At 47.8% G+C, this 21,249-nt stretch carries 17 protein-coding genes; 3 read left to right on the top strand and 14 right to left on the bottom strand.

Annotated features, from left to right (window positions below; all coding sequences use genetic code 11):
* Positions 1-14: 14 nt before the first annotated feature.
* The 4 genes from ggt to HP401_RS08675 all read right to left on the bottom strand — a co-directional run bounded on the left by ggt (position 15) and on the right by HP401_RS08675 (position 4,747).
* Entirely contained in the window at positions 15-2,048 is a 2,034-nt protein-coding gene (gene ggt / locus HP401_RS08690; RefSeq protein WP_173604751.1) for a gamma-glutamyltransferase, read from the bottom strand.
* A gap of 168 nt (positions 2,049-2,216) precedes the next feature.
* Positions 2,217-3,296, bottom strand: a complete 1,080-nt coding sequence (locus tag HP401_RS08685; RefSeq protein WP_173604750.1) for a phosphodiester glycosidase family protein — start codon at positions 3,294-3,296, stop codon at positions 2,217-2,219.
* Positions 3,277-3,783, bottom strand: coding sequence for a hypothetical protein (locus HP401_RS08680; RefSeq protein WP_173604749.1), 507 nt, complete (start codon positions 3,781-3,783; stop codon positions 3,277-3,279). The genes HP401_RS08685 and HP401_RS08680 overlap by 20 nt, the downstream gene beginning before the upstream one ends.
* A 139-nt stretch (positions 3,784-3,922) precedes the next feature.
* Positions 3,923-4,747: an RDD family protein gene (locus HP401_RS08675; RefSeq protein WP_173604748.1), complete on the bottom strand. Its 825-nt coding sequence runs from the start codon at positions 4,745-4,747 to the stop codon at positions 3,923-3,925.
* 77 nt (positions 4,748-4,824) lie between these two features.
* On the opposite strand from HP401_RS08675, the gene HP401_RS08670 reads away from it, so the two are divergent.
* A complete protein-coding gene (locus tag HP401_RS08670; RefSeq protein ID WP_173604747.1) occupies positions 4,825-5,805 on the top strand; it encodes a stage II sporulation protein M in 981 nt (326 codons plus the stop codon).
* On the opposite strand, the gene HP401_RS08665 is transcribed toward HP401_RS08670, so the two are convergent.
* Genes HP401_RS08665 through HP401_RS08645 form a run of 5 tightly spaced genes read right to left on the bottom strand, consistent with a single transcriptional unit; the run spans position 5,772 to position 10,795 of the window.
* The gene (locus HP401_RS08665) at positions 5,772-7,142 is read right to left on the bottom strand and encodes a DUF58 domain-containing protein (RefSeq protein ID WP_173604746.1); all 1,371 of its coding nucleotides are present in this window, start codon (positions 7,140-7,142) and stop codon (positions 5,772-5,774) included. The two genes, HP401_RS08670 and HP401_RS08665, sit on opposite strands and share 34 nt — an antisense overlap.
* Complete coding sequence (locus HP401_RS08660; RefSeq protein ID WP_173604745.1) at positions 7,093-8,013, bottom strand: AAA family ATPase; 921 nt, start codon at positions 8,011-8,013, stop codon at positions 7,093-7,095. The genes HP401_RS08665 and HP401_RS08660 overlap by 50 nt, the downstream gene beginning before the upstream one ends.
* A gap of 8 nt (positions 8,014-8,021) precedes the next feature.
* Positions 8,022-9,146 (bottom strand): DUF4350 domain-containing protein, encoded by a 1,125-nt coding sequence (locus tag HP401_RS08655; RefSeq protein ID WP_173604744.1) that lies wholly within the window; start codon positions 9,144-9,146, stop codon positions 8,022-8,024.
* Positions 9,139-9,765: a DUF4129 domain-containing protein gene (locus HP401_RS08650; RefSeq protein WP_015891952.1), complete on the bottom strand. Its 627-nt coding sequence runs from the start codon at positions 9,763-9,765 to the stop codon at positions 9,139-9,141. Before HP401_RS08650 ends, HP401_RS08655 begins: the two co-directional genes overlap by 8 nt.
* Positions 9,758-10,795 (bottom strand): ABC transporter ATP-binding protein, encoded by a 1,038-nt coding sequence (locus HP401_RS08645; protein WP_173604743.1) that lies wholly within the window; start codon positions 10,793-10,795, stop codon positions 9,758-9,760. The genes HP401_RS08650 and HP401_RS08645 overlap by 8 nt, the downstream gene beginning before the upstream one ends.
* A 176-nt stretch (positions 10,796-10,971) precedes the next feature.
* Here HP401_RS08645 and HP401_RS08640 point away from each other — a divergent pair, with 176 nt between their 5' ends.
* Positions 10,972-11,523, top strand: coding sequence for a hypothetical protein (locus tag HP401_RS08640; protein WP_309145118.1), 552 nt, complete (start codon positions 10,972-10,974; stop codon positions 11,521-11,523).
* Between the two features lie 247 nt (positions 11,524-11,770).
* Here the strand turns inward: HP401_RS08640 and HP401_RS08635 are convergent, their stop codons facing one another.
* The 4 genes from HP401_RS08635 to HP401_RS08620 form a co-directional block, all read right to left on the bottom strand.
* Positions 11,771-12,919 (bottom strand): glycosyltransferase family 4 protein, encoded by a 1,149-nt coding sequence (locus HP401_RS08635; RefSeq protein WP_173604741.1) that lies wholly within the window; start codon positions 12,917-12,919, stop codon positions 11,771-11,773.
* 33 nt (positions 12,920-12,952) lie between these two features.
* On the bottom strand, positions 12,953-14,782 hold the full coding sequence (locus tag HP401_RS08630) for a CotS family spore coat protein (RefSeq protein WP_173604740.1): 1,830 nt from the start codon (positions 14,780-14,782) through the stop codon (positions 12,953-12,955).
* Between the two features lie 182 nt (positions 14,783-14,964).
* Positions 14,965-18,237 (bottom strand): DEAD/DEAH box helicase, encoded by a 3,273-nt coding sequence (locus HP401_RS08625; RefSeq protein WP_173604739.1) that lies wholly within the window; start codon positions 18,235-18,237, stop codon positions 14,965-14,967.
* A 100-nt stretch (positions 18,238-18,337) separates the two neighbouring features.
* Complete coding sequence (locus HP401_RS08620; protein WP_064200637.1) at positions 18,338-18,559, bottom strand: hypothetical protein; 222 nt, start codon at positions 18,557-18,559, stop codon at positions 18,338-18,340.
* 282 nt (positions 18,560-18,841) lie between these two features.
* On the opposite strand from HP401_RS08620, the gene pdaA reads away from it, so the two are divergent.
* Positions 18,842-19,627, top strand: a complete 786-nt coding sequence (pdaA, locus tag HP401_RS08615; protein ID WP_173604738.1) for a delta-lactam-biosynthetic de-N-acetylase — start codon at positions 18,842-18,844, stop codon at positions 19,625-19,627.
* Positions 19,628-19,696: 69 nt separating this feature from the next.
* Here pdaA and aspA read toward each other — a convergent pair whose 3' ends face one another.
* Complete coding sequence (gene aspA, locus HP401_RS08610; RefSeq protein WP_015891960.1) at positions 19,697-21,121, bottom strand: aspartate ammonia-lyase; 1,425 nt, start codon at positions 21,119-21,121, stop codon at positions 19,697-19,699.
* Positions 21,122-21,249 lie beyond the last annotated feature (128 nt).

Genomic DNA, 21,249 nt, shown 5'->3' with positions numbered 1-21,249 from the left:
CTTTCCTTATCAGCCTACTTTTTGCTATTCAACTCGATGGACCGCTCTCCTTCCTTCCACATAACCGTATAGCCCAGCTTCTCGCCAACTTTTTTGACAGGCAAGCAAGGAACTCCCTTCACCATGACCACATCAGACTGGAAGGACGTCACTTTTTGTCCCAGCCCTAACAGCAACTTGTTAGCGTGGACATACGCTACTCCATCTATCATCACTTTTTGATCTGCCGTGTATGGATAGACCTTACCGTTTACTCGTAAATGAAAGGGCCCATCTTTTTCTTTTGGGGACTGGATTGGCTGAGCAGCCGTATACGCAATGGCATCGACCCCGAGTACAGTACCCTCGCGTGTGTTATCTGCTCCGCCGTACATTTTTCCCGTTTCAAAATCGTACACAATCGCTTGGACGTTGCCAATGTTTGTCGGTTCCTCAGCAAAGACGTGACCTTTTGCCATCAATTGCAGGATGACATCTTGGTCAATGCCCGCTTCCCACGTTACATTCGGATAGCTGCTAGAAAAAATGCGTGGTGCACGGATGGCATCCTCAATTTCCATTCCATGATCGATCACATTGAGAATCGTCTGCGATACAGAGGCGATAATGGTTGAGCCACCAGGTGAGCCAATTGCTAAAAAGGGCTTCCCGTCTTTAAGCACCATGGTTGGCGTCATGCTCGAACGTGGACGCTTGCCGGGCTCGACCTGATTGACTCCGCCAGGAATCGCGTCAAAATCTGTCAGCTCATTATTGAGCATGAAGCCATAACCAGGAACCATCACACCACTGCCAAAAATATCTTCGATCGTGGTTGTATACGCAACGATATTCCCCCATTTGTCCATCACAGAGAAGTGCGTGGTCTGCTTGACCGGAGATTGATCTCTCAGTTTCATGGACACCACTGGCTTTTTGCCAGGATCGTACTTCCAAGGATCTCCTGCCATTACATTGGCATTCGCTGTCTCTTCACGAATGAGCTGGCGCCGCTCCTTGATGTATTCGTCCGCAATCAGCCCCTTTTTCGGTACTGGATAAACATCCGCGTCCGCCATAAACGCCGCCCGATCTGCGTAGGCAAGGTGATTGGCTTCGATCAGATGATGCAAATAGGCTACCGACCCAATGCCGTCCTTTTGGTTATCGTAGCCTTCCATCAGCTTCAAAATCTGAATGAGTGTCAAGCCGCCAGAGCTGGGGGGTGCCATCGAAATCACTTCATACCCGCGATACATGCCGCGGACCGGTTCACGCTCTTTTACTTGATACGCCTGCAAATCATCGAGAGTCATAGAGCCTCCCGTCCTTTGTACTTCCTTGACGAGTGCCTTGCCAATTTCCCCTTCATACAAGGCATCAGAGCCTTTGTCGCGGATGATCTTCAACGTTTTCGCCAATTCGGGCTGAACCAGCATCTCGCCCTCTTTGAGTGGAACGCCATTTGGCGCAAACACCTGTGCAGCAGCCCCGTGCTTTTTCAGCTTTTCCATGGAATTGGCAATAAATTGAGCGGACACCCAGTTGACGCGAACGCCTTTTTCCGCCAATTCAATCGAGGGTTCTATCACTTTTCCCAAATCCCATGTCCCATACGATTCCAACGCCTGCTCTACTCCCAGTAATGTGCCTGGGACACCTACGGCCTGACCACTCGTATGTCTCTCCTCAAATGGGATCGGCGTACCATCTGTCTGTAAAAACATATCGGGAGTCACCTTGGAAGGAGCCACTTCTCGACTATCTATCACCGTCACTTTGTTTTGATCCTTCATATAAATCATCATAAAGCCACCGCCGCCGATACCGGACATATACGGTTCTGCTACATTTAGCGCAAATTGGATCCCAGCCGCAGCGTCAATCGCATTGCCGCCTTTTGCCAAGATATCTCTACCGACCTGTGCCGCTGCTGGATGAGAGACCGCGACAATTCCTTTTGTAGCTCCTTGCACGCCTGCTGGCACACCCGGGACTTTCCCCACTGCCAAATGAGGAAACGAAAGCACGGTAACAATCGAGAGGGTAACCATCATCCCTTTTTTCATGCGATCCCTCCTATTCCATTTCATTAACTCCTCCTATTATTATAATTTTCAGCATTTTTCAAGGTCAACCCACATTCACAGTTGCCTAGTCAAACTTTTCTCTACAGAAAAAAACACTCTTCTGCAACAAGACTTGTCGTCTTCGCAGAAGAGTGTTGCGATTTTTGCTTAAGGCATGACGACCAAATTGCTCACCACGCGTCGTTCTTTGCCGCCAGAAGGCTTGTTCAACAGCTTGCCGTTGTAATAAAACGCACTGGAGCCGCCGCCGTCGAGGTTATACGCATCCACGACATGCCACTCTTGTAGCTTTCTTTGCGCTTCCTCCAGCGTAACACCATTACTCCAGCCATCTCGTCTTCCATCAATGACAATCAGCAGCAAATCGCCGTTGTCGAAATGTCCGATCAGTGTCCGTGGTTGACGCGCATTCGCCCATTCACGCGGAATAGGCAATCGTTTTCCACCTTGCAAAAGACGAGGCAAGAAGCTCGCTCCCTGCAATATCCCTTGTTGCGTAATTTGCGCCTGGGTCTTGATGCTTGTTCCGACCAGATGACCTTTATTATTGAAACCGACAAAGCTCAGCTTCGCATTATTGGAAAAGGTTCGAATCTTGCCGTCAACAACCGTAATGCCTAACGGAGTCAAATTGCCCTGCTTGTCCGACATAAAGCCGCCTGCATTGATCGCAAGAATGGAGCCTGTACGCTTACCAGCTTGACTTGTTGTTTCTCCCTTACTTTTTACAGAGTTGTTGGCCAGCACCATTTTCAGCGCGTTTGGATCATTGAGGCGAACTTTTGCCATATAGCCGCGGTATCCGCCTTCTTGCAGGGAATATACCTTCACTGTCGAGTTTTTCCCGAAGTGTTGACCGATCGGCTTGCCAAGCATGTTGGACAAAATCGTGTCCAATACATCCGCAGATTTTTGTGTCTGGGATTTGCTCGCTTCAAGTGCGCTGCTGATCTTCTTGTTTTGTTGCTCGTAATCTTTCTGTTCCTTTTTCGAGCGATCCCGGATGTCTTCGATGACGATTTCTACGTTTCGAAGCTGCACCTTGGTATCGTTGAGCCGTTCCCCCAGCTCATCTGCTTGGCTCTTCGCTACGGCAGAAGAAAGCTTCAGTCCTTCTGTCTGGAGCTTGTCCACTGGATTGTCCAGCGCAAAAGCGACCAAAAAACCGAGCGCTGGCGCCAACAGAAAGAGAAAGAAACGGTTTATCTTACCAAGCACGGGCAGCATCCTCCAATTTTTTCAGAGATGCTTTCAAATCAACCAGCTGTTTGTTGAGTTGGTCAACCCGATCCTGCAGGGCTTCTTTGGTCTTGTTGGTGCCACCAATGGTTTCACCCGTCAAAGCCAAATCTTCTTCCAGATTTCCTAGACCCTTCTGGACATTTTGCATTTCTTCCTGCACGAGAGTCAATTGATCTCCCAATGCCTTCATCTGCTTTTGATTATTTTCCTGAATTTGATCAATTCGTTGGTTTACAGATTGTTGCTGCTTGTCCAACGTATAAACAGCAAAGGCATATCCAGCATAGGCAAGTCCTACCCAGACCAGAACGGCCAAAACGATCGGTAGTAAAGGGCGCTTGCCTTCTGTCTGGGAGGGAATCAATGCCTGAAAAAGACTGCCTCTTCTGCGTCTTCCTTTCTGCTTCCCGTTTGCCGGGAGTGGCAGTGTGGGTGACGAAGTCGATGACGCTCCCATGTATTTGTCGTCCATCGGCTCCCTCCTCCTTTCTGTGGCATAGAGTGAGGTTTCATTATAACATAGAAAGTTTTTGAAGCAGCATTTTGCTGAATAATGGGAAAATACGTCGAGAAAAGAAAATACCGCCACTATTTTTTGGCGGTACTTCGCTTTATTTTCGGAGTTGAAATTCGTTTTGTAGCTGATTGTGCAGCCTTTGCAAAAACAGGATCGGGTCTTCCTTGTTGGTCTGTTCGTCAACAAGCTCTAATTTTTTGCGCAGGATGCTGGCTATTTGATTCCCCAGTTCATATTTTTTCGCTTGAGATAAAGAAGATACTCTGCTAATGAAGGAGGAAAGCAGCTGCCAATCCTCTCGGGTAATCGCCTGTTTTTGTCGCTCATCAAGCACGAGTAGCGCATGATTCAAATCAAAGCCGTTTGGCTGTTTGTCTTTCTTTTTCTGAAAAAGAGTCGATCGCTGTCCTGACTCCACTACGACAATTGTGCCCGCTACCATATCGCCAATTCGCTTATCACGGGGGTGAAAAAAGCAGATGAGCGCCCCGAGAAAATAACCAGTCGGCATTGCGTCAATGATGCGAAACAGATTCCGGATCGTCGAGGAAACAAACGTCGCAGGCTGTCCGTTATCACGGATGACCCGGATTCCCACCAGCCTTTTGCCAACGGTCTGTCCACCCCAGAATGCTTCCTGTAACCAATAGTAGCCAAAATTTATTACGAAGGTCACCAGGAGAACGATGGCCAACGTGTAGTTGCCAGAATCCGGGAAAAAATCATCTTCATTTCCAAATAAAACTATACCAAACAATATAAATACAGTAAGATTAACCAGGAACAAAATTCCTGTATCAATCAGCATCGCAGTGGCGCGACTGCCTAAACCTGCCGTCTGAAATCGCAGCATAACATGCTCGGGTGTCACGACAGACGCTTCTCGATTTGACCCACTGACGTATGTCGGTTCATTCATGATGTTTTTCTTCCCCCCTCGAAACTATGAGTTTTTTTCGAGTGATTACACACACGCTAATGAAGGAGGCATTATACATGGATATTACCTCGTTTTGGCACAAGCATAAGGCCTCTTGGGCCGAACTGGAACAATTAGTGGAGCGTTTTACCCGACAACCTCGGCACATCAGTGCTACCGATATTGATCGACTGACACAGCTATACAAAAAGACGTCTGCACATTTGGCCTATGTACGCTCCTACCATCCTGCGGACGAGATTACCCTCTACTTAAACCAACTTGTCTTACGTGCACACAATTTGGCTTACAAGCAGCGAATAGGCAGCTGGCAGCAGCTCAAGCATTTCTTTGGTAGCTACTTGATGGGTCTCGTACATATGCGAATGAGCTTCATTGGTGTGGCAGCGCTTCTTTTCATCATCGGTGGCATTTCTGGTTTTGCCGCCGTCATGGTCGATCCACTCAACCTGTATTATGTATTGCCACAAGGGATGGCGGAGCAGATCGATCCATCCAGGCTGGGAGAAGGGCACGAATCACTCGACAGTCCGGTCATTTCCACGATGATTATGACCAACAACATCAAAGTCGCGATGCTGGCCTTTGTCAGTGGAATTACGTTTGGAATCGTTCCCATCTACCTTCTCTTATTCAATGGCCTTCTGGTTGGAGCTTTGGCAGCCGTCTACTATCAGGCAGATAGCAGCTATGCGTTTTGGGCCTACATTTTGCCGCACGGCGTGATTGAGCTGACTGCCATCTTTATTGCGGGCGGAGCAGGTCTTCACATGGGATACCGCCTGCTTGTGCCCGGTCGCTACGCACGAAGACATCAATTTTTGGAGGCGGCAAAAGAGTCTGCGCATCTGCTGTTGGCTACCATCCCGCTTTTGTTCATCGCGGGAATCATCGAGGGCTATATTACTCCCTCGAGTCTCTCTCTCGAAGCCAAGTACATCGTAGCTGTTGGCACATTGCTTTTGCTGATTGCCTGGTACCTCCTCGGATACAAGTCCGATTCTCACAAAGCTTCTCTTGATTTGATGTCCAAATAAGTATTGATAACCGTCAGCGTCAATTGATCGGCCGGAACGTCCAGTACCTGGATACCCGCGCCGATCATTTTTTGTTGAAACGCCCTGCGCTCGAGCTGGAACCGTTGAGCTACCGCCTTCGTAAACGCCAAGCTGCTGTTGCTCGTGTCTATATGGCTCCATTCATGCAGCAGCGGATCTGCCAAAGACAGCAACAGGAGCAAATGCGAACGGCGCATCCGCCACAAATAATTGCTCAACTGATCTTCGACGAGGTAGTTTTCCATATCTGAAAAAAGAACGACCAAGCTCCTTCTCTTCTGCTGGCGATTCAAAAATTCAAGCGCCTTCGCTGGATCAGCCTCTACAAAATCACTCGTCAGGTTGTAGGTCGCCTCCAAAAGGGTGTGCAAGTGGCGCAGTCCTCTGCCTGGAGGTATGTACGTCTTGATTTCATGCGAATAGGCTAGTAGCGCTACCTGATCTCCTTGACGCAATGCCACTGCCGCTAACGTGAGAGCAGACTCCAGCGATCGATCCAGCCTCGTCTGATTATCCAGCTCGACGCCCATCAACCTGCCACAATCGATCAGAATGGTAATCACCTTGCCATGCTCTGGTCGATATTGGTTCGTCATCAGACGTCGGGAGCGTGCAGAAGCGGACCAGTTAATCATCCGAGGATCATCGTCTGGCACGTAATCGCGGATCGCATGGAATTCCGTACCCGCTTTCTCCCTGCGCATGATTTTTTTCCCGTCGACGATCAAGCTCTCCTGCAATGAAGCCAAATAGCCACGAACGGCTGAAAGGTCGGGGTATACCTTGATCGTTTGTTCACACGCAAAGCGGCTTTGGCGATACCACAAGCCGAGCTTGCCATGCCAGCGCATATACAGCCAGCGGAACACATACTCTCCGCGTTCTTTTCCTCTTGTTTCAAAACGGATATTGGTTAAGGGTTGCTCCATCACGCCTGTGATTGGTCCGGTTTCTTCAAAAGTCAGCGGAAGATCTTCCACGATGGAGTACGAAACGGATTGCCCGCTATTATTGGCAAGCTCAAGCTCGATCGAAACCGATTGTCCGATATCCGTCTGCTCAGGCAAGATACGCCGGATCGACAAGTCTCGGCGTTTGGGTATGGTAACCCAATCCAAGATACTAGCGATCAGGAGTAAACCGTTGTACAAAAAGAATGTCGAATAGCCAATCTCCAGCAGAAAACCGACGATCGCGATGGGCGTCCCTAGCAAAACTGCCACGAGTAGTCGCTTGGATGGCAAGACAAAACGGTCTGCCAAAAAATCAGCGAGGAACTGGAATAGCCGCCAGCGTCTCTTCGATGATGTGGTCACTGGTACCCCCCTCCAATTCTACCTGCGGTGACAGAATGAGTCGGTGCCGCAAAGCAGGGCGGGCTACCATCTTCACATCATCAGGCGTCACGAACTTGCGATTGTCCAAAAGGGCCCAGGCCTTACTCGCCATCAACACGGCAATTCCAGCACGAGAGCTGGCACCTAAGAGCAATCGTTTCGTTTCACGTGTATTGCGAATCAGTGTCGTAATGTACTCCAGAATCGAATCATCCACAACCACTTCTTCTAATTGGCGTCGCTTCTCCAAAATCGCCTCCCATGTAAAGAGCGGCTCTTGATCACGCTCGTGGCTGCGCTTGTTGGGAATATGTTTGGCGAGGATTTGCTTTTCATTTTCATGGGAAGGATACGACATCGTTAGCTTGAACAAAAAGCGATCGAGCTGTGCCTCCGGCAACACATACGTTCCTTCATACTCCACCGGGTTTTGCGTAGCGACGACAAAAAACGGGTCGGGTAAAGGATAGGTGACACCATGAATCGTCACTTGCCCCTCCTCCATTGCTTCTAAAAGGGCCGCTTGGGTTTTCGGCGGAGTCCGGTTAATCTCATCCGCCAGCAATAAGTTAGCGAAAACAGGACCTTTGATTGTCTCAAACTGGTTTTGCTGCATATTGAACACCACATGACCAATAATGTCCGATGGCATCATGTCAGGCGTAAACTGGACGCGCTTACTCTCGCCCCCCATCAACTCCGATAAGGTCTTTACCATTTTTGTCTTTCCGATACCGGGTACACCTTCTAGCAAAACATGTCCACCGGCAACCAAAGCGGTTAGCAGCAGCCGAATATTTTGTCGTTGACCAACCAGCTCTTTTTCCATTTGTTGCAACAATTGCTCCACCGTAGTTGTCACTCCTTCTCCAGACGCTTCGTAATCTCATCCAATAAGAGACTGTCTGCAAGTAAGCCCTTGGACGAGTATTGCCCTTCGTTTTTTGCCTGCTCCAATCGTTCCAGTAGATGAGCGAATTTCTCTACCTCTTGATTTGTCCATCTTGTTTTGGCATATCGCACGATTTCTACACGATCAGCTCGTTGGTGCACTCCCCACCGATCGTACAACAACTGCCGCATGTATGCTTCTCGATGTCGTAACGCATCCTTTGCCAGCCCTCTTCGCTCATACCAACTAGATACGGCGAGCAACGTCTCATCACCACGTCGTACTGTCCATTCCCTAAGCGTATAGACTGGTCCGAAACGTTTTCCTCTCCACCACACATACAGCAAAAGCAGGATACCGAGTTGCATGCAAGCGGCTATGAGCCATCCTGGATAGATCGCCAAAAAACCTGGTTTTTCTTGCAAGCCATGGTGGTATTCGTCTACCCAAAGAACAGACCACTCTCCTTGTACATACGGCCAGATCGCTTCAAAGTGGGACAGTCGATCAATTTTTTGATTGGTTAGCCATTCCGGTACAAGAAAAAACGTGACACTGCCATCTCCTACCTCTGTTCTTCCCCCGAGTATCCCCTGGTCGTCATAGAGAAGTGGCTCCATGTCGTCATCTTCTAAAAATCGCAATGGGGTCTCTGCTTTGCCCATGAACCTGCCTAAAACGAGAGGTCCCTGAATGTTTCGCTCCTGATTTTCTTTACCCCGGATGTACTCCGTCTGAAAGGGAAGGTCTTCCCACTCTGGTCTCGATTGAAAGAGAATCAAGTCATTGCCTTCACTGACCCAATCCAGAATGTCTATCTGTTCCTCTGGAAGCAGTCTTTCTGGCTCTACTACAAGCATGGCCTGCCCTGTTGCTGTTGGTAAAAAACGCATAGGCTGGCGCCATTCCTTTACCTGCTTGCCTTTTTCCTCCAGTAGTACGAGCACAGCCTTGATTCCGCTCGACTGTGCAGATGAAGCCAGATACGGCGGGAGAGGTTCAGCTGTAGGCTTGACGATCAACCAGCCCACGATGACGAGCAACAAGCTAGTCACAATGATTCCGACACGATAGGTGCGCAAACTATCCATGCTGTCCCTCCTCGCGCCAGATGCCTTCCAGTTCGTTCACACGCTGCCAGAACGACCCTTCATCTACAAGCGCCTGCCCGTACCAAACAGCGTCGAATTCTCGTGCGAAGCTGCCAAACACATCGCGTAAGCTCGGCTGATTTGCCTCAATTTCTTCTGCGTATTCCCAATTCGTTTTCCATTTCTCCACACGAACCCATGACTTCATTTGCAAATAAACCAACAACGCCAAAAACAACGAGCGTTCTCCTTCCCGCCATTCTCCTCGCGCTGCTTTTTCTTTCGCATCACGCAAATAGTCTACATGAGAACGTATTTTTTCACCGTCCATAAACAGCGGTCGATGCTTCTTCTGTTCCCAAATCATTCTGCGGAACAACCAGTAAATGATGCCGACCAGTCCCAGTACTGCCAGAATGAGCACGAGTGTAGATACGGTATTAGCCGCACCCGATGGAATGTGGGTCCACTGAAATAGCTCGGCGATCAACTCGATCACATACTCCACCGCTCTTTGAATCCAGTTCTCTCCACTTCCTTGGGGCAAATTGAACTCGTCTCTGGCTAGAATCTCTTGTAAATGCTCCTTGTCATCTACCCAAGGACTCGTGCTAATCATGTGTAACTCCCGGCTCTTGTGCAGGGGTAGGATTTGCTGGTTCTACTGGTGCGGATGTAGCAAGCTGACGGCTTACTAGCTCTTGTAAATCTGTCCCTTCTTTTCTCACACGCAGATCAAAGTAAGCCAAAGCGTAAACAATGGCCATCCAAGGGGTCAAGAGGCAGGTAAGTACAACTAGAATCAATTGCGTGAGGATCGATGTACCCAAGACGCCAGTGAGTACTAATTGGATGCCGCTAGAGAACATCGAGTAGATCACACTCAGAACAACAAAAATACCGAATAAGCGCCAAAAGCTTCCTTTTGTCATATTCCAGCTCTGACCAATTCCGACACCATCGCGTTCGAACAGAACGAGCGGCATATAAAAACCCCAACGAATTAAGAAAAAGCCTGGTACGAGCATCATCCCAGCAATTAAAAATAAATAGCCAAATAAAACCAGAATGATCATAAGCACAATGCTGCCTTCCTCTGACGGATTAAACATGGATTCCAATGTCATACCACCAGCGAAGGCGATCAGAAAGAAAATCAATCCATATACGATGACAAATGCTGTCGATACTGCAAATGCGATGACTCCATATAGGAAAGTACTACCTGCGAGCGGCCAAAATCGGCGAAGTGCCCCCTTCAACGCATCTTTTAAGCTCAAGATCTCTCCCTCGAGGGCAGCCTTCGTCAGTAAAATCGAACCGGAAATCATTTGCGGATAGGCGATAATCCAAAGGATCGGTGCGACAAGGAAGAAGAATATGAGCAACATAGGCAGGCTTTGTGTCATAAATTCTTCTTGTCCGGCAAATCTTGCGCCTAACGATTCTGCAAAGTCCAGACCTTCTGTATCTTGTGCGAGCAAAGGCACTCTGGTAAAGTCAACCAGAAGCAGTTGCTGCAGGAGTAATAATGGACCGAACCAAATTAAAGCCAACAAAAAGAATGCTCCAAAATGCTGGCGATACACTGAAAAGCTCTTGTCCAACAGCTTCCCCACTCCCATGGGGGCAATCGGCGTACGATTCATGAGAAACCTCCATCTTTCTTTTTGAGATTACCTGATAAGTATACACGATTTTCCTGTTTTTTTAAAAAAATCATCTAATTTTGCTAATGTTTCCCTGCCTGATTTTGTCAAATCAGGTGTTAGTCCAATGCGGTCATCCCCCTGTTGAATATGATATTGCATGCATAGTTAGGAGGGTGTTGCCTTTGAAAGCATTGAGAAAGAAGAAGCTAAAAGCAAAGCAAGCCCGTTGCCGCTGCAAGAAGCGATCTACCAAACGCAAAAACAATAGTCTGCTCAGGAAACTACGACGTTTTGTGCGTATCCACGTTCGCGCACCTCAAGTGAATGTGACCACCCCCACACCTCAAGTAGAAGCGCCTGTCGTGCAAGTAGAAGCACCTGTTGTACAAGTAGAATCGCCTGTTGTACAAGTAGAGGCACCTTATGTACAAGTAGAAGCTCCGAAGCCAATCGTCATCCCGGCACCATTCGTTAAGGTTGATGTCGAAAAGGAAGAATCAGCGGATCAAGCATCTATAGAGGGGCTTCGCCAAGAGCTCAGCAAATGCATGAGAAACGATCAACGTGTGGAAGTCTTACTGACGACAGAATGGGGACCCGAGAGTCGTTCTTACCGAGTCGGCAAGCTTCTTAGAGTGGAAGAAGGAATCATTGAATTACAGACATCTTCACGATCAATCGTTATTCCTATCACCCATATCGTCGCGATTGTTCCAAATGCATAAATCCAATTGAACAAGCTGATATTCTGCGAGGCTTTAGGATGGCCTAAAGATGCGGGGAGTCTGTGCGTAGTAGATTCCCCGCATCCCCTCATTTCGTTCAAACACATGCGGGACTAGCCCTTTTGTTCAGACAGGCCAGTCCACTCTGGCGGGACATTGCATGACTCTTTGTCCTAAAGGTATGAATAAACGCCCACTTCTCCGTTCTCTCTTTAGGGAAGTGGGCTGTAGCATTCACTTTTTGGTTTTACCTACCCCTGTTATTCCATACGTCTAGCACATCTCTTGCGACTCGATCCCATGTAAATCTCTGTTCGGCGAGCTGGCGTCCATTTCTCCCCATTTGACGTTGGAGGTCGCGGCTAGACAATAGTTGTTTCAGTTGTACTGCAAACGCTAGAGGGTCTTCCGGCTGCTCGACCAACAGACCATTGTCTCCGATGATCACCTCAGCATTTCCACCCCGCTTGGTCGTGACAAAGGGCAGTCCGGCAGCCATCGCTTCATAATGAACACGTGCCAGTGGTTCCTCCCATTGCGATGGACAGACAAAAACGTCCCCCGCCCAGAACCAGTGGTGAATCTGATCTGCTGGAACAAATCCCGTTGTAATAACCGGAACTGGCGAACGATTTGCTAATGAGCGTACATATGCTGCATAGTCACTGATTTTATTTTCTCCGTACCAGGACCCTCCAACCAAGACGAGGGCGATGTTGGAATGATAGGAGCGGAGTTCATTCATTGCACGAACCAGAATGTCGGCCCCTTTTTTCGGTGTCAGTCGTCCTACAAACAAGATCACTTGTTTGTTGCCAAGATTGTGCGTCGCCCGCAATTCCTGCCGAATCTTTTGCGCCGTCTTGGACCCTTCCACCGGAACGAACGTTTCCAAGTTCACACCTGAATAAATCGTGCGAAGTTTATTTGCGGCTTCAGGATACAACGAGGCAATGACCCGACCGACATAATCACTAATAGTGATGATCTGTTCTGTTTCAGCAACGGCTCTAGCAGCTTCTGCCTGCCCTATTTTTACTGGATCAAACATATCATTGTGCATACTTAGAATGATACGTGCGTTCGGGCATACCTCACGAATGATGGGCACCATCCGCGGTCGGTTAAAAACATGGATGACATCATAGTTGTTCGCACTCAGAAAAGCGGCTACCTCGCTCGCATAGATCTCGAACACCCCTTGACCATCTACCCGGACATAACGCGCATTACGAACCATTTCATCCTTCGGTAGCGTGGGATCCGATGTTCCCAGGATAGTTAGCTCATGATGCCTCCCTAGAATATCTGCAATCCCCGCAATATATGTCTGAATCGCTCCCCCTCGTATAGGAGGGACTGGCAATTTTTCTGTACAGACCATAATAACTTTCATCCGTATTCTCCTTTCCCGTACCGACTTCTCACATTAGTTGCCTTTCGATTTCTTTGATTTTTGACGCTGCTTCTTTATCTGCGTATTTCGGATTGGTTTCGCTGTCTTGGCAACCTTCTTACTTTTATTGGAAGTGACGGTCCGGGACTGCTGTTTAGATGTCCACACAGTTTCTTTTTTGTTTTTCCCAGCTTGACTTGCGGGTTTTACTTTTGGTGATTTGTTCTTTACTTCGATAGAGACCCGTACTTTGCTTAGAGGCTTGCTTGACTTTTTGCTGCTTTTTGAGACAGCAGAGCTCATTGCCCGCTTCTTGTTTTGACGGACGAGTTTTCGTACGTTACTTGGAGCAAATGGTGCTGACGGTGTGAACGGAGCACTTCCCGAAAATGAGATTGGACCTCTGCGGGTTGTGCTGCTATTTTCCGCACTTGCCCCATCCTGGCTTTCTTGCGGTTTATTTAGCGCTTTCTCGGAAGTCGGACGGGAACTGGCTACCTTGTCACTTACAGGCTTTTTGTCTTTGGACTCCTTGAGTTTGGGCTCTTTGAGTTTGGACTCTTTGTCTTTGGATCCCTTGACCTTTGACTCTTTATCCTTAGACACTTTGATCTTCGTAGACTTTTTGTCTTTCGGTTCCTCGACGAAAGCCTCTGTTGTTGGTGGTGTGGACAACGCAACAGGTAACAATTCCTTGATACCGGATGCCAACCTTTGCGGTTCAACCACTTCTGTTATTTGATCATAGTTGCCCGGTTCGTACTTACTAATGTCTTTCGCGAGCTCTGCCAATGCCGCATCTTTTGTTTGATCCCCCGTCAGTACTCGTTGCAGGATGCCTTCCGCCTCAGTCGACAAGAAGGTCGCTGGATCATAAAACATCTCTTTGAGATGCTTATAAAATTCGTTTGGTACTGCCATGTCATTCAAGAGCACTTCGAACGATTCGCGATCCAGTGGATTTGCCTTATGGTAGGCTTCGATCATGCCTCGCATCCAGGTAACATCCCAGACGCCCATATCATCCATCGTACTGGTGATGAGCTTTCGCAAATCCCGAAATGGCAAATCGTACGACACGCCATCCAGGTCGATGACCCATAGCCCTCCAGGTCCATTTTGACCATTTGACCAGCCGTAATCTTGGTGCACCAATCCCCAGTGCGCCTCTCCCATTTTGATCATTTTCGGATAGGCAGACGCTTTTAATTTCTCTAAGGCTGCCCATGCTCGCTGTTCATAGTGATCGACGACGGCCAAAATGGATTTACTTGTTGGGGTTTCACTGTAGGCTTTTGCTATTTCCCGCATCCACCCGATTTTTTTGGCAATCTTTTGATAATGATTGGGCCAACGATATAAACGGGAGGAGTTTTTGGCTCCAGCGGGCGGAACATAGCCTTTCGAATGGCGATGGAATTCACCAAGACCGTAGCAAAGCTCTTGCGCGCCTACCAAATCTACTTTTGTTGCCGGCTGCAAAGCAATCCAATCGGTAACAATCCATAATTTCCCGCCTTTTTCCACGTAAAGACTTCCGTTTCGGGCAGGAATCAGTGCTGGGACCCTTGCCCCCTGTTTGACAACGTATTCTTGGAAAGCCACACTATAGAGACTCCGTTCTGGCGTACGGTGCAGTACCTTTAGGCTGCGCGGACCTTTATCTGTCTCGATGCGCCAAATAGCCCCGCCTTTGTCTGGCTTGGAAGTAATGAGTGTACGACTCTTTACCGACATGTCATACTCTTTGATCACTTGTTCTGCGATCGCATCTACTTCTGGTGGCACTGTCAAATCCCAGTTAGCCGGCGTTTCCACATTCCCTTCTCGGGTATCCCATGGCTTAATCACATATTGTTCCATTCCATTCCCCCCACACTTCTGTGGTGATGCTTCGTCCTTCTCCATAAGCTATTCGCTATGTCCTGATCTCGAACCGGACAAATATCATTGGGAGTCTGCCAATTCGTTATTCGCACAGGGATAAGGTCTCGCAAAAAAACAGCTTGACCCCTCGCTTGGTAGCGACAGTCAAGCTGTTTATGTTAAATCATCAGCAATTCGCGTATTTCTTGCTCGGTTAAAGAAGAGATTGCCTCTTGTCCCGGTGTAATGATTTCTTCGATCAAGTTTTTCTTTTTTTGTTGCAGCTCGTACATCTTCTCTTCGACCGTCCCCTCTGCAACAAGCCTAATCACTTGGACGACGTTCTTTTGTCCGATGCGATGGGCACGATCAGCTGCTTGTTGTTCGACGGCGGGATTCCACCACAGATCATACAAGATCACGGTGTCCGCCCCCGTCACATTCAATCCTGTTCCCCCCGCTTTCAACGACATGAGGAACAAATCACGCTCCCCCTCGTTAAACCGGTTGCACAAATCTAGCCTCTCTGCTACTGGCGTCTGTCCATCCAAATAGAAAAACGGGACACCGTGATAGCCCAGCTCACGTCCGATCATCCCCAACATCTCCGTGAATTGAGAAAAGAGTAAAACGCGCTTTCCAGCGTTTTTGCATTCACCGAGGATCTCGAATAGCTGTTCGAGCTTGGCTGACCCTCCGTCATACTCTTTGACGAACAGCGCTGGGTGGCAACATATCTGGCGCAGTCTGGTCAAGCCTGCGAGAATTTTGATCCGATTTTTTTGAAAGCCTTTATTGTACAGATGCTTCACTGTTTCCTGTTGGAGCTGCGCCAAATAGGCGACATACAGCTTTTTCTGCTCGGGCAACAGCTTTGCGCTTTGCAGTGTTTCAATTTTTGGTGGCAATTCCTTTAAAACTTCCGTCTTGAGCCTGCGCAATAAAAATGGACGCGTTCGCTTCGCAATCGTTTCTCTCGACAAGTCGAGGAATTCCTTTCGTGCCGGAAAAAGCTCTGGGAAAACAGCATCGTAGATGGACCACAGCTCCTCTACCCTGTTTTCCACAGGTGTTCCCGTAAGCGCAAAGCGGTGCTTGGCTTTTATCCGTTTGACTGTCTGAGCGGTTTGGGTGACATAGTTTTTGAAGGTCTGTGCTTCATCCAAGATCAAGGTGTGGAAGGAATGCTCCTCGAACTGTTCATGGTCACGACGCAAGAGTGGATACGATGTAATAAGCACATCGATTTCTGACTGCTCGTTTACGATTTGATTCCGCTCTTCCTTCGTGCCATCCACAATAACGCTCCGAATCATTGGCGCAAACTTTTTGATTTCGTTGTGCCAATTGTATAAAAGAGAGGCAGGAGCCACAATAATCGCTGGTAGCTTTTGTTCTCGGATTTCGGGCAAAACAGAGAGGAGGAAGGTCATGCTTTGCAATGTCTTCCCCAGACCCATATCATCTGCGAGAATTCCCCCAAAGCCGTAGTGTGCCAGTGTTTTCATCCACTGATAGCCGTACTTCTGGTAATCACGAAGTGTCCCCTGCAAAGATTCGGGTACAGGAAAGTCCAGATTATCAGGGTTTCGCATATTCTCCAAAAACTGACGCAGCGATTTTCCTAACTGAACAGACTGTCCCTGCATGGGTATATCCATCAAACGCAGTCCGTAAATAGCAGGCAGTTGAAAGCCACTCCCCATTTGATCAGCGTATTGCATGCCTATCTCGTCCAAGAAACGATTGATTTGCTCAAATTCTTTTGTTTCAAGCGGCAGAAGCGCTCCATTCGACAGCCGATGATATCTGCGCTTTTCTTCTACCGATTGGATGATGCCTCGAATCTCAGACTCGGGTATGCCATCCATATCAAAACGAAAATCCAACCAATTTGTTCGCTCATTCACATCCACTTTGACTTTAGGGGGGATGTGGAGAGGCTGAATCCTGATTTTTACGGAGGTTGTCGCGTATACCTTTAACAGCTTTTCCAGCTTAGGGACGACATGATAAAGGAAGTCATACTCTGCCTCCTCATCATCTAGAAAATACCCCTCTTCCGTGCGGGTAAAGGCACTTTCCTCCATCAGCTCTAAAATCTGCCGCTCCTTCTCCCCGTCACGCATCAAAATCAGCTCACTGCCACGTTGCCCTCCCCCTTCATGGCCTTCCAGCGGATTGATGACGATATCACCGTATTGAAACTCCAGTCCCGCCAGCAGTCTGTCTCTTACTCGATCCAGATACAGCTTGGCTTTTAACTGGAATTGCACGACGCGTTCGGAGACAGCTTTTGCAATATGCACGTTCCCCAGTTTCATCAAGGCCGGGACAATCTGCACCATGAATGGTTCGATTTTTTCAGCGGGAATGTGAATCCGCTCACTGCTATGGGATTCCAACAAGTGCTTGAGCTCCGCCAAACTGTGGCATTGTTCCTTGGGCAGTCTGTGCCATTTTCCATCTACGAGCAGCAGGCCGTAAGCTTCCAAGACAGTAATGTGCTTGAAGCCTTGCACTTCCAGCTGATATTGATCTGTTTTTGTCTGATCAAATTCGAAGTGGAGTGGCGGTCGATCATCTAGACATACGAACGTTGGATATATTTGCTCATGATCCTGAATGTGAACAGACGGAGCACTGAGTAGTAAGGTAAATAATCGCTCCCAGGTAAACGACGGAACGAGAAGAATTCGTTCTCCGCCCACATGCTTCTGTTCCTGATAACGATCGCTCGCAGTCTCCCGATACAGTTTCTCCGCTCGGTAAATTTGCAGGAGTTCGCGAAGGATAGCTTCGTGCTCTGGCAAAAAACGATGCAAATTCGGATCATAGGTAAATTGGCTGGAGAATTGATACACCTGTTGCTTATCCACCCGTTCTAAAAATGCGCGAATGTCCTTTACGATGTACAACCTCTTTGGCCCTAGCTTCAGCTCTATTCCGATCATGCTTTTGCGAAAGCCATACCGAACGATTTTACATATGATTTCCAAGGCAAGCGTTGTTCGTGAATCCAGCAACACACGATGATGGCTTGTCCGAAGCGGGCGGTCCACAAATAAACCGAACAGTCCCTCTGTTAGCTGGGAATCAGGCTGATCTGTCATGCCTGCTTGTTTCGTTGTAATGGAAGTGGAAAAGCTGCCAGGATGCTCGTCTACTAGTAGATCGCGCATGGTTAACAACGAGGCTGCGATATGTTGGCAGTACTGATCGTACGACGCCAAAGTCGGGCAGCTGCACACTGCTGCCATACCAGACTCGTCCAGTTCAATTGTGACCTGATAATTATTTTTTCCGGCGTTCACTGTCGTTCTGATCCACGCAGGTTCCGGTTGAAAATGCTCCACAAGCACGTTCCCAGAACGGTAAAAAGTCTTTCCTCTCTCATAAGAAAGACGCCCACACCATTCTTTTATCATTTGATGGCTCACTTGAAAGCTCATTTTCTGTTCCATCCTCATTTTGAAATATGTTTAATATTACAGAATGCAACTGAAAAAAGATACGCATGAAAGCGTATCTTTTTCCCCATATAAAAATCAATTAGGCGTCATCGGAATCTTCGTCGTCAGAATCTTCTTCATCGGAATCGTCTGCATCAGAATCTTCTCCGGCATTGTCTTCTTCATCTTCTTCATCGTCATCGTCGTCATTATTGCCGAAGTATAATTTTTTCGTAGTGCCATCTTCGTATTCGATTTTTACTTCCATTTCTTCTGCACCTTCACCAAGTGCCTCACGTAATTGCTCTAACCATTCGTTCATGTTAACTACACCTCCTGGTTATAGATGATCTCTTGGCAGCATTTGCCAACAGGTTTACTGTCGACATTGATACTATATGAAGAGTTTCTTTTTCATGTATGGACAGTTGTCCCCGTCCTCACAGTAGACTTTTACACAGCTTGACCTTGCAAGTAACACATGTACTTAACAAGCTATTGTTGCATACGTACCGGTTACATATTTGGAAGTAGACTGGACAAACTTTTGATGGAATCGACTTCAATACATCACGACTTTCACAACAGAAGGGAGAGCTCATTGTTGGGCAGACGATGGATCAAAAGCTTGTTGGTCGGGATTAGCTTGTTGCTTACAAGTGCCTTGCCAGTTGACTCGATTATGGCCTCACCAGATCACCCGTACCATTTTGGATTTAAAAAGAGCAAGAATGGTCAGTTACCCTCTATCAACGAGGAGGGCTTTAAAAGTATTGTGGATCGTCACGGTGCGGTTTTTTTAGGGGATACCACGAAAAAAGAGCTTTATTTGACGTTTGATAACGGTTATGAGAATGGCTTTACACCAAAGATTTTAGATACCCTTCTCGCCAAAAAAGTCCCTGCCATTTTCTTTGTGACAGGGCACTTTGTGAAGGAACAGCCCGAGTTGTTAAAGCGAATGGCAAAAGAAGGGCATCTGATCGGTAATCATTCCTGGAGCCACCCCGATATGACAACCGTACCGAATCAGAAAATCAAAGACGAACTAACGAAAGTAAGTGATGCCGTCCAGCAAGTGATCGGGCAAGCGAACATGCGTTACTTGCGACCTCCCAGAGGAATTTTCAGCGATCGCACACTTGCTGTAACCAAAGATTTGGGCTACACCAATGTTTTCTGGTCTGTCGCCTATAGAGATTGGGATACCAAAGTCCAGCGTGGGGCAAAATACGCTTATGATAATGTGATGGCCCAATTGCATCCCGGTGCCGTTATTCTGCTCCATTCTGTCTCCAAAGACAATGCAGAGGCTCTCGGGACGATAATCGATGAAGCACGCAAGCAAGGCTATGAATTCAAGAGCTTGGATCAGCTTCCGAAAAAGTAGCGCAAGCCTCCCTTTTGCAAGCAAAAACTCCCGCTGCTTCGCATGTGCAAAGCGCGGGAGTTTTTGGGTTTAGTCGCGATCCAGCAAGGATGCTCCAGCAATTCCTGGATGCGTCATTTCAAATGGATCGAGAATCAGATCCAGTTCTTCTTCTGTCAGTACATTGTGTTGCAAGCACAGCTCACGTACAGACTTTCCTGTCAAAATAGCTTCGCGGGCAATGCGTGCAGCAGTCTCATAACCGAGATGAGGATTCACCGCTGTGATGACGCCTACGCTTTTTTCCACGTATTCTTTCATGCGCTCGCGGTTTGCCTCGATTCCTTCCAAGCAGTGACGCGTAAAGACATCGAATGCATTGTCCATAATGCTGATCGATTGCAGCAAGTTGAAGACAAGCACAGGCTCCATCACGTTCAGTTCTAGCTGACCTGCTTCAGATGCCAAACAAATCGTATGGTCATTTCCGATGACCTGAAACGCTACTTGGTTGATGAGTTCTGCCATGACCGGATTGACTTTTCCTGGCATGATCGAGGAGCCTGGTTGACGTGCTGGCAAGGAGATTTCCCCCAGTCCAGCTCGAGGTCCGGATGCCATCAAACGCAAGTCATTCGCGATTTTAGACATATTCATCATGCAAACTTTCAGTGCTGCTGATACTTCTGTATACGCATCCGTGTTTTGTGTAGCATCCACGAGATGCTCTGCACCTGTCAGCGGGAAGCCTGTGATATCGGCAAGATGCTTGACTACTGTTGTAATGTAACGAGGGTCAGCATTCAAACCCGTTCCTACCGCAGTCGCTCCCATATTTACTTCGTATAAATGCTGACGAGATTGCTTAATACGCTTGATGTCGCGTTCAAGCACTCGACGGTATGCTTCGAATTCTTGGCCCAAGCGAATCGGAACCGCATCCTGCAAATGCGTTCTGCCCATTTTAATGACATCATCGAATTCTTTTGCTTTTTGGCCAAATGCATCATGCATCTTATCCATCGTCACGAGCAGCTTTTCCAACAGGGTGAGTGTTGCAATATGAATCGCTGTTGGGAAGGCATCGTTGGTAGACTGAGACATGTTGACATGTGTATTTGGGCTTAAGTGGAAATAATCTCCTTTTTTCTCACCAAGCATCTCAAGACCACGGTTCGCGATCACTTCGTTGGCATTCATATTAATCGAAGTACCTGCTCCACCCTGGATCGGATCGACGATAAATTGATCATGCCATTTTCCTTGCATGATTTCTTCCGCCGCAGCAACAATCGCATTTCCTAACCGCGGATTCAATCTGGAAACTTCCATATTTGCCATTGCAGCTGCTTTTTTTACCATTGCCATTGCATTGATGAGGGAAAAATGAAGACGGTACCCGGTGATTGGGAAGTTTTCCGTTGCTCGCATCGTTTGCACGCCATAATAAGCATCTACTGGAATTTGCTTCTCGCCAAGAAAGTCTTTTTCCACTCGAAACGTCTGTTGTTCCATTGTTATCAGACCAGCCTTCTAGGAATAATGGTTGCTACTTCCCCTCCATTCTACCATAGTTTCATGCAGGAAGACTCATCCACCTGAAACTCTATTATTTGTTTTTACGTCTTACTATTTGTAGGTAC

The organism is Brevibacillus sp. HB2.2 (assembly GCF_013284275.1).
Taxonomy (GTDB): domain Bacteria; phylum Bacillota; class Bacilli; order Brevibacillales; family Brevibacillaceae; genus Brevibacillus; species Brevibacillus brevis_D.
The sequence above is the reverse complement of the archived record's forward strand: the minus strand, read 5'-3'. Positions and strand labels throughout refer to the sequence as shown.

Bases quoted from the DNA above. Each gene is read 5' to 3' on its own strand.
- ggt (WP_173604751.1), bottom strand. From the start codon at position 2,048: ATGAAAAAAGGGATGATGGTTACCCTCTCGATTGTTACCGTGCTTTCG.
- HP401_RS08685 (WP_173604750.1), bottom strand. From the start codon at position 3,296: ATGCTGCCCGTGCTTGGTAAGATAAACCGTTTCTTTCTCTTTCTGTTG.
- HP401_RS08680 (WP_173604749.1), bottom strand. From the start codon at position 3,783: ATGGACGACAAATACATGGGAGCGTCATCGACTTCGTCACCCACACTG.
- HP401_RS08675 (WP_173604748.1), bottom strand. From the start codon at position 4,747: ATGAATGAACCGACATACGTCAGTGGGTCAAATCGAGAAGCGTCTGTC.
- HP401_RS08670 (WP_173604747.1), top strand. From the start codon at position 4,825: ATGGATATTACCTCGTTTTGGCACAAGCATAAGGCCTCTTGGGCCGAA.
- HP401_RS08655 (WP_173604744.1), bottom strand. From the start codon at position 9,146: ATGGATAGTTTGCGCACCTATCGTGTCGGAATCATTGTGACTAGCTTG.
- HP401_RS08650 (WP_015891952.1), bottom strand. From the start codon at position 9,765: ATGATTAGCACGAGTCCTTGGGTAGATGACAAGGAGCATTTACAAGAG.
- HP401_RS08645 (WP_173604743.1), bottom strand. From the start codon at position 10,795: ATGAATCGTACGCCGATTGCCCCCATGGGAGTGGGGAAGCTGTTGGAC.
- HP401_RS08635 (WP_173604741.1), bottom strand. From the start codon at position 12,919: ATGAAAGTTATTATGGTCTGTACAGAAAAATTGCCAGTCCCTCCTATA.
- HP401_RS08630 (WP_173604740.1), bottom strand. From the start codon at position 14,782: ATGGAACAATATGTGATTAAGCCATGGGATACCCGAGAAGGGAATGTG.
- HP401_RS08625 (WP_173604739.1), bottom strand. From the start codon at position 18,237: ATGAGCTTTCAAGTGAGCCATCAAATGATAAAAGAATGGTGTGGGCGT.
- HP401_RS08620 (WP_064200637.1), bottom strand. From the start codon at position 18,559: ATGAACGAATGGTTAGAGCAATTACGTGAGGCACTTGGTGAAGGTGCA.
- aspA (WP_015891960.1), bottom strand. From the start codon at position 21,121: ATGGAACAACAGACGTTTCGAGTGGAAAAAGACTTTCTTGGCGAGAAG.